Raw genomic sequence first — 12,090 nt, 5'->3', positions numbered from 1 at the left:
ACAGCCAAAACCGGTGTTCCGGAATATGAGAGAACCCGTTCATTTATATTAGACAATAAGTTTGGCGGAAAATGTCATTGCTCCCGGCTTGCTAACTGCGGGAAGATCAGAATTCGAAACGCTAACCCCGGACGACCTCTATGGAAGCTTATCTGAAGCCTACCGCTTTTTTTGATTACGACACACCTGAAGTGCAGGCATGGATCACTCAGCAGCTTGCCGGTGTGCCAGAGAGCCCGGTTGAACAGATCAAGACACTGTATCTGGCGGTTCGGGACGGCATCAGCTACAACCCATACGTGTTCAGCCCCGACCCCCGAACCTTCAGCGCCAGCTATGCACTGCAGGCCGGAGAAAGCTACTGCATACCCAAAGCCGTACTACTGGGCGCAGTGGCCCGCGCCATTGGCATCCCCAGCCGCCTGGGGCTGGCTGATGTACGCAACCATTTGTCCAGCCCCAGGCTGATCGAGTGGCTGCAGTCTGATGTTTTCCGGATGCACGGTTTTATCGAATTGTACCTGAACGGCCAGTGGGTCAAAGCAACCCCGGCGTTCAACAAGAAACTGTGCAAACTGATGAAGGTGGATGTACTGGAGTTTGATGGTGAGCACGATTCCATTTTTCAGGAATACACCGAGTCCGGTGCAGCTCATATGGAATACATCAAAAACCACGGCGTGTTCGACGACGTGCCTCACGAATTTATTCTGGAAGGCCTGATGGCTGCTTACGGTCACCTGTTCAGACAGGCCGAAGCAGCTCACAAAACGAACAACAGCCTTGAGCGGGATGTCACCGGCCGTTAACCCCAAAAAAACCGGTAGCCACGCTCTGTGGTACCGGTTTTTTTTGGGTCAGCCTGAAACTGCTCAGGCTGGCTTTATCACCTTACTCGGCCGAGTTGCGGATCAGGAAATCAAAGGCGCTCAATGCGGCTTTGGCACCCTCACCCATTGAAATCACAATCTGCTTATAAGGCACAGTAGTAGCATCACCGGCAGCAAATACGCCAGGGATGGACGTTTCGTTACGATCATTGACGATGATCTCACCATGCTGGCTCAGCTCGATATCACCTTTCAGCCACTCGGTATTCGGAACCAGGCCAATCTGAACAAACACACCTTCCAGCTCGACGTGATGCAGCTCACCGGTGGTCCGGTCTTTATAGTTCAGACCGCTGACCTTACCGTTTTCACCAACAATCTCGGTCGTCTGAGCCGAAGTCACAATTGTCACGTTGTTCAGACTGCGAAGCTTCTTCTGCAACACTTCATCTGCACGCATCTGGTCACCGAACTCGATCAAAGTAACGTGAGCTACCAGACCAGCCAGATCAATGGCCGCTTCCACACCGGAGTTACCACCACCTATCACCGCGACTCGCTTACCTTTGAACAGAGGGCCGTCACAGTGCGGGCAGTAAGCCACGCCCTTGTTTCGGTACTCTTCCTCACCCGGAACCCCCATCTGACGCCAGCGAGCACCGGTCGACAAAATCACGGTTCTGGACTTCAGCGAGGCACCATTAGCCAGGCGTACTTCGTGCAGGCCGCCGGCGTTTTCCGCCGGGATCAGCTTCTCGGCACGCTGTAGATTCATAATATCCACATCGTATTCATTTACGTGCTGCTCCATGGCAGCCACCAGCTTCGGGCCTTCGGTATAAGGCACAGAAATCAGGTTTTCGATGGCCATGGTATCACCCACCTGCCCCCCGAAACGCTCAGCCGCAATAGCTGTCGCAATGCCTTTACGCGCAGCATAAATCGCCGCTGCAGATCCCGCCGGGCCACCACCGATCACCAATACATCAAAGGCATCTTTCTGGTTCAGCTTCTCGGCTTCTTTAGCACCGGCATTGGCATCCAGCCTGGCAACGATTTCTTCCAGGGTCATACGGCCTTGCCCCCATGGCTCACCGTTCAGGTAAACGCTGGGCACGGCCATCACTTCACGCTTCTCGACTTCATCCTGGAACAGAGCACCATCGATGGAGGTGTTCTTCACCTTCGGATTCAGCACGCTCATCAGGTTCAGCGCCTGCACAACGTCAGGGCAGTTCTGGCAAGACAAGGAAAAGTAGGTTTCAAACTCGAATTCACCGTCCAGCGCCTGAATCTGTTCAATCAGATCCTGAGACGCCTTGGGTGGATGGCCCCCCACCTGCAACAGGGCCAGCACCAATGAGGTAAATTCATGGCCCATAGGAATGCCCGCAAAACGAACACCAATATCCGTGCCTACCCGGTTGATGGCGAAAGATGGCCGGCGCACATCAGCAGCCTCCTCAGTCCGCAGACTGATTTTTGCTGACATCGGCTCCAGCTCTTCCAGAAGCTCCTTCAGCTCCCGGGATTTCTGGCTGTCGTCATAGGCTGCCACCAGCTCGATTGGCTGCTGCAGCTTATCCATGTATGCCATCAACTGTTGCTTAATATTGGCGTCTAACATATTGGTTCGTCCCCTTCACTCAGGTGAAATCTGGTATTCGCGAAAAACGGATCGCAAACTGAATATGACTCTAAGATAAAGACTCACTATCAAATGCTCAAATTGATTACCTGAAAGAATTTGATAGTAAATCCCTATACAAAACCCATCCATTCCGCTTCTGAGCTCACAATAGAAAAAGGCCCGCAATGCGGGCCTTTTCGTAAGCTTTGCGGTTACAGCAAAACTTAGATTTTGCCGACCAGATCCAGAGACGGAGCCAAAGTTGCCTCGCCTTCTTTCCACTTAGCCGGGCATACTTCACCGGGATGGTTGCGAACGTACTGAGCCGCTTTTACTTTGCGCATCAGGTCGTCTGCATCACGGCCGATACCTTCAGCAGTGATTTCCATAGCCTGAATAATGCCATCCGGATCAATCAGGAAGGTCGCACGGTCTGCAAGGCCCTGGCCTTCACGCATCACACCGAAGTTATTGGTGATGGTGCCGTTCTGATCGCCAACCATGTAGTAGTTGATCTTAGCGATGGTTTCAGAGCTGTCGTGCCATGCTTTGTGGGTGAAGTGAGTGTCGGTAGACACAGAGAACACTTCAACACCCAGCTTTTGCAGTTCTTCGTACTTGTCTGCAACATCACCCAGCTCAGTCGGGCAAACGAAGGTGAAGTCAGCCGGATAGAAGAAGAATACGGACCACTTGCCTTTTACGTCTGCTTCAGAGATTTCTACGAACTGACCCTGCTTGAAGGCCGTTGCGTTAAACGGTTTGATTTCGCTGTTAATAATACCCATCTCAGAATAACTCCTGTTGGTACATTTGCGGGTTAATGAGTTTACGCTCGCTACAGTAACCAATAAGCAAGCCTCGGTGAAATTGATTATTTCCAAGATAAAGATAGGCCAAGCCTATCCCAATCAACAACAGGACACAAAGTCCCCAAACCAAAGTAAAAACGCCGGACAACCCAAAACGATTGCTTTACTCATGGCCGTTTATCTTAGGCCAGTTTAGCCTTGCCATGCACAACATCACTCACAATTCGACCATCCACCAGATCGATGGTCCGGTCGCAGGTCGCGGATAACCGCGGATCATGGGTCACCAACAGCACGGCACAGCCCCGTTCGCGATTGAAGCGGCGAAACAACTCGAATACTTCACTCGCGGTTTGGGTGTCCAGATTGCCGGTAGGCTCGTCGGCCAGCAACAGTGCCGGCTCGGTGACCAGTGCCCGGGCAATGGCTACGCGCTGCTGTTGACCTCCGGAAAGTTGATTGGGTTTGCTATCGGCCAGTTTTTCCAACCCTACCTCTGCGAGCAGATCACGGGCCCGCTGTACCGCAGATTTATCCGGTTTTCCCTGCGCCAACATTAACGGCATCAACACATTTTCGATGGCGGTAAAAGCCTGAATCAAGTGATGGAACTGGAAGACAAAACCAATAGAGTTACCCCGCAGGGCCGTGCGCCCCGCATCGTCCATTCCGTGGGTAGCCTGGCCCAGCAGATAGAGCTCACCACTGCTCGGTTTATCCAGCAGGCCAATCAGATTCAGTAAGGTACTCTTTCCTGAGCCTGACGGGCCGATCAGCGCCGCGAAGTCCGTACGCCCAATAGACAGATCGATGCCGTGCAACACCTCAATCTCATTGGCCAGGCCGACATTGTACGATTTGCGCAGCGCCTCCAGACGCATCACTTCATTTGCAGTATCAGACATAACGAATGGCCACCACGGGATCAAGGCTGGCCGCACGTCGTGCAGGCACGGCTGCCGCCAGCACACCCGTCATGGTGGCCAGAAGAATCGCCAATACCACCAGTATCGGGGAAACCGGAATATAAAATAAACCCGGCCCATAGGTGTTGAAGCCCCACACCAGAACGTAACTGGCGACAATGCCGAAGACCGAGCCCAACAAACTGAACACGGCACCCTGAATCAGAAACACCCGCAAAACCTGCTGTCGAGTGGCACCTGTGGCTCGCAGAATGCCGATTTCCCGGGTTCGTTGCACCACACTGACCGACAGCACACTGGCAATACCAAAGGCCACCGAGATGGCGACAAACACGATGATCATGTTAGTCGACAGACTTTGTGCACTGAGGGCGTTCATCAATTGTGCGTTCGTCTCAATCCAGCTTTCCGCATTCAACGACGTCAAACGCTCTACCTGCGCAGCAATGGCATTCGCAGCAAAAATATCCGTGATCGTGAGATCGATAACGGTAACCCCACCGGGGAGATCCAGCAGCGACTGTGCCTGTTTAAGATCCAGATACACATAACGCGAATCCAGTTCTCGCACGCCAAGTTCGAATATGCCGGCAATGTTCACTACGGTGTTATTCTGCTGACCGGTTTCCAGCCGCAGCTTGCTGCCCACGCGCACACCCAGGTCGTCAGCCAGCAACCTGCCGATCAGGGCATCGCCAGCCCCCACACGCAGATGCCCATTGACGATGTAATCCCCCAATGGAATAACGTTCAGATAACGCCCAACATCAATACCCATCAGCGCCACAGATTCCAGCGCTTCACCACGACGGGCAAAGGCCGGCCCGGACACCACTGGCGAAACGGCCATCAACCCAGGCAGCTGATCCAGCGTGGCGCTGATCTGTTGCCAATTGTTGATGGAACGCAGGCGTTGAGCACGCTTGTCTTCCTGCACCAATTGCACCGTTCCGAGTGCTGAGGGCAACACAACATTAACTTCATCCTGCGCCAACAACCGGATGTGAGCCTGAGTACCGAGTGTGCGTTCAATAATGTTGTCCTGAAGCCCCTGAATCAGCGCCGCAATAAACACGATCACAGCAACGCCCACCGCAACCCCTACCATAATCATCAACGATTGCACGCGACCTTCACGCAAAAATCCTATCGCCAGTTGCCACTCAATCCATAACGTTCGTAACACATGCATCAGTTGAGCTTCACTTCTTTGAACCGCACGCGTGATCCATCATCCAACGGCGCCGTCGCATCGGCCAGAATGGTGTCACCGCTGCTCAGACCGGAGAGAATTTCAGTCATAGCCAGGCCACGCATACCCAGCGTGACAGCCTGTTTCTGCACCTTACCGTCACGCACCACCAACACCTGCGCCTGATCATTCTGCACCTTATTAAGGGCATCATTCGGCACCGCCAGAGCCTGCTCACGGCGCCCGGTTTCAACATTCACCGATACGGTCATATCCTGCCGCAGAAAATCCGGCACTGGATCGACAGCCAGCCTCACTTCTACTGTGCCGCGATCGGGGTCAATACTGGGTGCAATGAAAGTGACTCGGGCAGGAAACGGCTTGTCCGGATAGGCATCTGTGACGGCCATAGCATTTTGCTGCAAAGCCAGACGTGCGAGATTTCGCTCATCGAAGGGCACGCGGATTTCCGTTTTCCCTTCCAGAGCAATAGTGAACAAGACTCGGCCTGGCTGAACCAAATCACCGGGCTCAACATCGCGGGTCAGCACAGTGCCTGCCACCTCTGAGCGCACTACAGTTTTAGCCAGTTGCGCCTCCAGGGCCGCAACCTGCTCCCGTAATACAGCCTCCTCAACACTGCCGGGTGCAACCGCTTTCACCGTCAAACGGGCTGCTTCGAAGGTGTTGCGGGCCAGGGTCTCCATTTGCTCAGCCTGCTCCAGCGCTTCGGTAGAAATCACCGAACGCCCGGCCAAATCCCGCCGCCGCGCCGTTTCTCTCTGAGCTTGCTCAAGCTGGGTCGCCGCCCGCCTGAGTGCCACCTCAGCCTGAGGACGCGTGTTAGTGGCCAGCTCCTCCAATGCAGCCTCCGCCTGGCGCAACTGAGCTGCAATATCATCCGCTCGCAACACCACAAGCGTGTCGCCAGGAGCAACCGTGTCACCTTCACGAACCAAAGTCTTCAGTACTACCGCTGTGATTTCACTACCGATCTGCGTGCGGGATTCTGTTGCAACCCGACCGGTGCCCACAACCGTTTGCACCAGGGGAGTCTCACTAACTACATAGCCCTGTACCAGTGGCCCTTGCCACCAACGCAACACCCCATAGGCCAGCGCAAGCACCAGAACGGTCAAAATAATCCAAGAGCGATAGTGGGCCGGGCGCACGATAGGACTCCAAGTTTCAATAACGGTGTAATACGCATACTGGCAGAGCATCAAAGGCTTGACCACAGGCGGGTAAGGCAACCCTACGAACAATCAGCAGAGCCAGGCAGTGCAGAGGGTTGACCTCGCAGAACCAACCGCCAGCACTTTACTGGTAACCGGCCTTTAAGCCCTTGTAGTAGCACGCAAATTCACGGCATACATACACAAAAACGCAACGGTTACGATTTAAAACAAACCATTAGGCCATTGATTTTTATACGCTTTTATCAACCACGGCTTCGTATTTGTCATTATTTTACAAATACAGCACACCCGCGCCTTTAAAAAAATCCGGAAGCCCCTGTATATTAACAATAATTCAGTATCCGCCTTGCCATTGAAAATGGCTGGGGCAGCCTATGAAAGGCTGGCTTTCCACCCAATCAGGAGTTGCTTGATGTCGGTCAAACAATGCCCGTTTTGTGCAGAAGAAATAAAAGCAGAGGCCATCAAGTGTAAGCACTGTGCTTCGAGTCTGGTACCGAATACCGCTTCTTACTCGACGAATACTCCAGTAGCCCCGGTTGCAGGGGATACAGGCACACTATGGCTACCCGTGCCATCAATGGTGCTAGGTATTTTCTGCGTATTGATGCTGTTTGATGATTCATACTGGGATATGGACACAGTGATGGGTCTGATGATCTTCGCAGGCACAGGCCTTACCCTGGGGATCATCAGCCTGTCGGTACAACAAAAAGGCAAAGGCATGGCAATCGCAGGAGTGGTGCTGTCAAGTATCGGAGTTTTAGCAGGGCTAGGCCTGCTGGTCGATATGTAACTGCAGTAAATAACTAACTAAAACTGATAAATAGTGGAAAAAGAAATATGGAACATTTTTTAGATGCATTTCGGAATTACGCAAACTTTAACGGCCGCGCTACCCGTCAACAGTACTGGATGTTTATACTCTTCTACATCATTTTTTACATCGTACTGAGCGTTATTGATGGCATCATCGGTACGTTCTTGCTTTCATCCATCTTTTCACTGGTCATGCTCGTTCCCAGCATCGCCTACGCCACGCGCCGGTTACATGACACGGATCGCTCCGGTTGGTGGCAACTGATCGCACTCATTCCGATCATTGGTACGATAGTGCTGATTGTCTTCCTGGCACAGAAGTCCTCCGACGGACAAAAGTTTGGTGCGCCGGTTAACGCCTAACCCAAACAAAACAAGTGAGGCGGGTGGTTGCTCTTCGCTACTGGTGCGCCAGTGCATAGTCAATCCCCGCACGCACTGCAACAGCCTACACGGCGTTGTAATGCCTGGGGTGACACGGGAGCTATCGGAATAGACCCCGATTCACACGATCCTTGGTTTGATTTCTCTTTTGGCAATTTTCTGCAATAAAACTTCTGTGATCAATGCTGTTAAGACAAAGCCAACAAGAACATACACAACATGTCCTGACGCTCTGCTGACATAAAAAAGAGCCAGTACCATCGCGATTAAACTAAGCATCGCAGCACAAAACACCAAAATTTTAGAACCATTGGTTTCGGTAATAATTTTCAGGTGGCCAAAATGGGTAATCATGTGAATAAACAACATGGATATAGACCCAATAGAAGCTATTTCTGACAAATCAAACAACAACGACAACAAAATAATTAAAAGCCCACTTATAATCAGGCCTTCCCGGCTATGCGCTATTGGTTTGCCAAACTGCGCAGGGAGCTCACCCTCTTTTGCCAGCTGGTAAGTCACATTTGTAACGGCATATAAATTAGCATTAATTGACGATGCAGTAGCAATCAGCGCCGTAATGGCCACAATCGTAAAGCCTACCTCGCCAAATATCGGCAATGCCGCCTCTGCCAAAGCGAAGTCCTTAGCTTCAATGACTTTTTCAACGGGTAAATTGCCAAACACAGCAAAAGCAATAGCAACATAAAGTACCATTACCAGAAGGATGGCAGTCATCATAGCCTTAGGGAGCGTTACCGACGGGTCAGGCATATCCTCGGCGGTATTGGTGATCACCCTGAAACCTTCAAAGGCAAAAAATGTAATCGCTAAACTATAAAATATATCGCCAGCTGCCGGATAATACTTAGCTGACAGCAATTCCGGATCTATAAAAACAATTCCAGCTATAGACAAGCCTGCTAATACAACAAATTTTACACCAACGATAATCCTTTCCCAAACAGCAACATCTTTTGCACCCTTCAGATTAATCAAAACAAACAAAATAATAATGCTAACTGAAAAGACGTGATGCAATATGCCCGAGCCTTGATCCGGCGGTAAAAAGGTCACCGCATAATTCCCAAACGCTTTGGCAATCAAGCTTAATGCTACTATTGCCGAAAAATACAGCATGACACCCATCGTGCCCGTGAATAGACCAACGCCGTAGGACTGAGAAAGATATTCTATTATTCCCCCGGATGAGGGGTAACGCGCCCCTAGTTTTCCCAATGAATAGCCGCTAAATAAAGCAATGATACCGCCGAAAAAAAATGAAATATAAACGGCACTTCCCGATATTGCACTGGCTTCACCCAACAGCGCAAATATCCCGGCGCCAACCATCGCCCCCACACCCATAGAGACCGCAGACCAGAAACCAATAGGCTTTTTTGATTTATGCATACGAACCTTTATTTATAGAAGCCAAGCCCAACGCGCCGCAGCTTCAGCAAAGCCATCAACTGCCAGCGTGAGCCACCTTACTTCGTGAAAACAGCCATGAACCCAGTGTTAGTAATGCATATATGACAAAAATGAAAATTAATTGCTTAGGCTGATTCATAAATTCATAATACAAAATAAGTGCAGCTCCAACAAAAAGAGCAAAAAAAGAAATAACAGTGATAAAGAGTGACGAGCCCGTTAAATCACGAACCTTAAAATTGGCATACGCCATTAACAACGACACAAGCAAAAATGTAACGCTACCGAACTCAAGTATCACCTCAAGGTTACCGGCAAGTACAAGAGCAAACGCCAGGGCAGCCATACTTATAATAGAAAAAACAGGAATATGGTTAACCCTCTTAGACAAAATTGCAGGAAAATAACCATCACCTGATATAACGGCCATCTGCCGTGATGCACCAAATACAGTACCACTTATTGCACTGCTTGTTGCCAAGAGCGCTCCCAGTATCACAAGGTCGGTCCCCCAGTGACCAAGAACACTACCAGCACCCGAGGCAAGCGCATACTCTTTATTCTTAATAATCAATTCAAAAGGTATAGCCAGTATGGCGCCCAAAGAAATAATAAAATAAATCAAAACCGCGAGAAAAAGCGAGGAATATATAGCCTTTGGAATATTCTTCTCAGGGGCTTCCATTTCATCAACCGCATTGATAACCAGCTGAAACCCCTCATAAGCGACAAACGTCAGAGAAGCTACAATTAAAACGGACAACACACTCACGTCGTTTTCACTTTCAATCAGAACCGGAATAGTTGTACGACCATTACTAATAAGAACGAAGGATATAACAACCAAGATAACCAGCTTGGTATAAACCATAACATCCTCTATTTTACCCATACCTTTAACACTCCAGATATTGACAAGCGTAAAGATAAGAATAATGCCCCCAGCCACAACTTTTCTAACCATCTCACTATCAGAAAAATAGAAGCCACTGATTGCATAGGATGCAAAGGTATAGGCATAAAGAGCCAGCGTGCTTATATAACCAAAAATCACCCACCAACCAATTAGTGAAGCAGCGAAAGGAGAATCAGGGAATGTTCTCTTATAAAACGAGTAAGTTGCACCTTCATCTTTATAATAGACACCCAGTTTGACATAAGAATAAGCCGCAAGAGAAGCTATCACTCCACCAATAACAATAACCAATGGAGTAAAAACACCTACCAGGGACACCGAAATACCAAGAATTGTGAAGATCCCACCCCCAACCATTCCACCAAGTGCAATAGCAATCAGCTCAGGAGTACCAAGAGATTTTCTTCTTGCTCTATGAATTGAACTATTTTGATTATTCGTAGAAATCATTTATTCCTATCACAGGTTAGAGGAACTTTTTGCTACGCTCCGAGAACTATATTTTTCGAATTATTATCAATCTTATACGCTAAGCTCTTTTAACGCTGATAGCGCCATATCAGCCTTAGCCGATTGCACAAATATATGATCATGATAATACGCTGCAATAACGTTAGCGCTAATGCCTTTTTCTGCTAACTTTGTTGATACAGCTGCGGTTAAACCTACAGCTTCAAGACTAGAATGGACAGTTAAAGTAATTTGCCGAAATGATCCTTCAAACTGCAGACCAGCATTTCGTGCAGTCGCCTTTTCCAAGACTAAAGTTAAGCCCTCCGGCTCAAGAAATGTTGCTACCGGATCAAGAGAAACATAATCAACCAACGAACCAGAAACTGTACAAAATACAAACTCTGTATCTAGTAATTTTGGTTCCATCAAGCGCAACAGCGCATCGAGCTCTGTAGTTCCGGACATTTTTTCTCCCCATATAGCGAATACCAAAGTCCACTGTGCACCAGCATTCAATGCCAGTACCCGGGCAACCATTATTTTTTAAAGATCACTCTTTCCATCCAAATTTTTTCCGAATTCGCTTAGCCCATGCAGGCCTTTGTATTTTATAGCTGTATATATTTTCGGGAACAATCATATCCGGGTTGGCTAATACAAGCGCGTCGAAAAAACTTCGCCGATCAAACCCACGATAATTTCCATACATGAGTTGCTTCTGCTCCCCGTTTTTGAGCACGATCAGGTTAGAAAAAAATTCTTGCCCTGTATCACTGACTTGCTTTAATTCCTTGATATCTGAAATGCTGACCTCCCAACTCACATCACTGAAGGTCGGGTCAAAATAGGACAAAGTGGTTGGCGTGACACAAACTCTGATTTCCTTATTTTCAAACCAGAACCAAAATGCCAATCCAAGTAAAATAGCCTCAACAACCCAGACAGCAATATCAAGAATGTCAAAAAGTTGTGTTAATGCATCTTGATCGCTCGTTAAACCAGGGAGATATTTGTGTGCGGCCAGGTATAGAAGAAGCGCCACTACAGCATTAACGACAAGTAACAATGCTGAGGAACGTTGTTTTCTGGTAAAAATGAAGTAAGTCGTCATTTTTTTGCCTTCGCGAGAATCTACCACTGGAGAATTAGCGGAGCGCAGCGTGGGTGTGTCTGCTGGCAGCCACTGGTTATGTGATGGTAGCTCAATCTGGCAGGCCCTCGAACTCTGGCACTTCCCCTAACGCCCCATCCCAGGCAGCTTTGCTGGATAAAAAGATGTGCGCTGTTGGCACCATAGAGATTTCAGTGTCCAGGCACCCTGCGGGAACGACGAGCAAACCTTCGATCTGATTGCTTGGCAATGCTGAGCCACACAACTTACAAAAACTTTTATTATGACGAGTGCCTGGAAGCGTAAAGGATGCTACAGCACCTTCACCCGACAGCCAGACCAGTTCTGCTGACTGAGAGAATAGATTTGCCGCGTGAGCCG

Annotated in this window: 13 protein-coding genes; 3 read left to right on the top strand and 10 right to left on the bottom strand. The window is 49.3% G+C overall.

The window, feature by feature from the left end; genetic code table 11:
* The first annotated feature begins 140 nt into the window (after positions 1–140).
* The gene (locus ABYA77_RS10505; RefSeq protein WP_372965919.1) at positions 141–809 is read left to right on the top strand and encodes a transglutaminase family protein; all 669 of its coding nucleotides are present in this window, start codon (positions 141–143) and stop codon (positions 807–809) included.
* An 82-nt stretch (positions 810–891) separates the two neighbouring features.
* Here ABYA77_RS10505 and ahpF read toward each other — a convergent pair whose 3' ends face one another.
* From ahpF to ABYA77_RS10480, 5 genes are all read right to left on the bottom strand, one after another.
* Positions 892–2,457, bottom strand: coding sequence for an alkyl hydroperoxide reductase subunit F (gene ahpF, locus ABYA77_RS10500; protein ID WP_372965918.1), 1,566 nt, complete (start codon positions 2,455–2,457; stop codon positions 892–894).
* 227 nt (positions 2,458–2,684) lie between these two features.
* Complete coding sequence (ahpC, locus tag ABYA77_RS10495; RefSeq protein WP_372965917.1) at positions 2,685–3,248, bottom strand: alkyl hydroperoxide reductase subunit C; 564 nt, start codon at positions 3,246–3,248, stop codon at positions 2,685–2,687.
* Between the two features lie 206 nt (positions 3,249–3,454).
* Positions 3,455–4,177 carry an ABC transporter ATP-binding protein gene (locus tag ABYA77_RS10490; RefSeq protein WP_372965916.1) on the bottom strand — a complete coding sequence of 241 codons (723 nt, stop codon included), beginning with the start codon at positions 4,175–4,177 and terminating at the stop codon, positions 3,455–3,457.
* Positions 4,170–5,390, bottom strand: coding sequence for an ABC transporter permease (locus tag ABYA77_RS10485; protein WP_372965915.1), 1,221 nt, complete (start codon positions 5,388–5,390; stop codon positions 4,170–4,172). Before ABYA77_RS10485 ends, ABYA77_RS10490 begins: the two co-directional genes overlap by 8 nt.
* The gene (locus ABYA77_RS10480) at positions 5,390–6,562 is read right to left on the bottom strand and encodes an efflux RND transporter periplasmic adaptor subunit (RefSeq protein WP_372965914.1); all 1,173 of its coding nucleotides are present in this window, start codon (positions 6,560–6,562) and stop codon (positions 5,390–5,392) included. The genes ABYA77_RS10485 and ABYA77_RS10480 overlap by 1 nt, the downstream gene beginning before the upstream one ends.
* A 439-nt stretch (positions 6,563–7,001) precedes the next feature.
* Between ABYA77_RS10480 and ABYA77_RS10475 the strand changes: the two genes are divergently transcribed.
* Together ABYA77_RS10475 and ABYA77_RS10470 are read left to right on the top strand one after the other, a co-directional pair.
* Positions 7,002–7,385 carry a DUF4190 domain-containing protein gene (locus tag ABYA77_RS10475; protein ID WP_372965913.1) on the top strand — a complete coding sequence of 128 codons (384 nt, stop codon included), beginning with the start codon at positions 7,002–7,004 and terminating at the stop codon, positions 7,383–7,385.
* Positions 7,386–7,432: 47 nt separating this feature from the next.
* Positions 7,433–7,771 carry a DUF805 domain-containing protein gene (locus tag ABYA77_RS10470; protein ID WP_372965912.1) on the top strand — a complete coding sequence of 113 codons (339 nt, stop codon included), beginning with the start codon at positions 7,433–7,435 and terminating at the stop codon, positions 7,769–7,771.
* Positions 7,772–7,912: 141 nt separating this feature from the next.
* Here the strand turns inward: ABYA77_RS10470 and ABYA77_RS10465 are convergent, their stop codons facing one another.
* The 5 genes from ABYA77_RS10465 to ABYA77_RS10445 form a co-directional block, all read right to left on the bottom strand.
* Positions 7,913–9,208: an APC family permease gene (locus tag ABYA77_RS10465; RefSeq protein WP_372965911.1), complete on the bottom strand. Its 1,296-nt coding sequence runs from the start codon at positions 9,206–9,208 to the stop codon at positions 7,913–7,915.
* Positions 9,209–9,263: 55 nt separating this feature from the next.
* Positions 9,264–10,595, bottom strand: a complete 1,332-nt coding sequence (locus ABYA77_RS10460) for an APC family permease (RefSeq protein ID WP_372965910.1) — start codon at positions 10,593–10,595, stop codon at positions 9,264–9,266.
* Positions 10,596–10,667: 72 nt separating this feature from the next.
* Positions 10,668–11,063, bottom strand: coding sequence for an ACT domain-containing protein (locus ABYA77_RS10455; RefSeq protein ID WP_372965909.1), 396 nt, complete (start codon positions 11,061–11,063; stop codon positions 10,668–10,670).
* 85 nt (positions 11,064–11,148) lie between these two features.
* Positions 11,149–11,709 (bottom strand): hypothetical protein, encoded by a 561-nt coding sequence (locus tag ABYA77_RS10450; protein ID WP_372965908.1) that lies wholly within the window; start codon positions 11,707–11,709, stop codon positions 11,149–11,151.
* A gap of 91 nt (positions 11,710–11,800) precedes the next feature.
* On the bottom strand, positions 11,801–12,090 hold a 290-nt coding region (locus ABYA77_RS10445), incomplete at its 5' end, for a GFA family protein (protein ID WP_372965907.1).

The sequence above is a fragment of the Marinobacter sp. genome (assembly GCF_041595835.1).
In the GTDB taxonomy this organism is placed as follows: domain Bacteria; phylum Pseudomonadota; class Gammaproteobacteria; order Pseudomonadales; family Oleiphilaceae; genus Marinobacter.
Note: the sequence above shows the minus strand (reverse complement) of the source record. Positions and strands in the feature narration are given on the sequence as shown.

What these genes read in the sequence shown, in the direction of transcription:
- ABYA77_RS10505 (WP_372965919.1), top strand. Translation starts at nt 141, where the DNA reads ATGGAAGCTTATCTGAAGCCTACCGCTTTTTTTGATTACGACACACCT.
- ahpF (WP_372965918.1), bottom strand. Translation starts at nt 2,457, where the DNA reads ATGTTAGACGCCAATATTAAGCAACAGTTGATGGCATACATGGATAAG.
- ahpC (WP_372965917.1), bottom strand. Translation starts at nt 3,248, where the DNA reads ATGGGTATTATTAACAGCGAAATCAAACCGTTTAACGCAACGGCCTTC.
- ABYA77_RS10490 (WP_372965916.1), bottom strand. Translation starts at nt 4,177, where the DNA reads ATGTCTGATACTGCAAATGAAGTGATGCGTCTGGAGGCGCTGCGCAAA.
- ABYA77_RS10485 (WP_372965915.1), bottom strand. Translation starts at nt 5,390, where the DNA reads ATGCATGTGTTACGAACGTTATGGATTGAGTGGCAACTGGCGATAGGA.
- ABYA77_RS10475 (WP_372965913.1), top strand. Translation starts at nt 7,002, where the DNA reads ATGTCGGTCAAACAATGCCCGTTTTGTGCAGAAGAAATAAAAGCAGAG.
- ABYA77_RS10470 (WP_372965912.1), top strand. Translation starts at nt 7,433, where the DNA reads ATGGAACATTTTTTAGATGCATTTCGGAATTACGCAAACTTTAACGGC.
- ABYA77_RS10465 (WP_372965911.1), bottom strand. Translation starts at nt 9,208, where the DNA reads ATGCATAAATCAAAAAAGCCTATTGGTTTCTGGTCTGCGGTCTCTATG.
- ABYA77_RS10460 (WP_372965910.1), bottom strand. Translation starts at nt 10,595, where the DNA reads ATGATTTCTACGAATAATCAAAATAGTTCAATTCATAGAGCAAGAAGA.
- ABYA77_RS10455 (WP_372965909.1), bottom strand. Translation starts at nt 11,063, where the DNA reads ATGTCCGGAACTACAGAGCTCGATGCGCTGTTGCGCTTGATGGAACCA.
- ABYA77_RS10450 (WP_372965908.1), bottom strand. Translation starts at nt 11,709, where the DNA reads ATGACGACTTACTTCATTTTTACCAGAAAACAACGTTCCTCAGCATTG.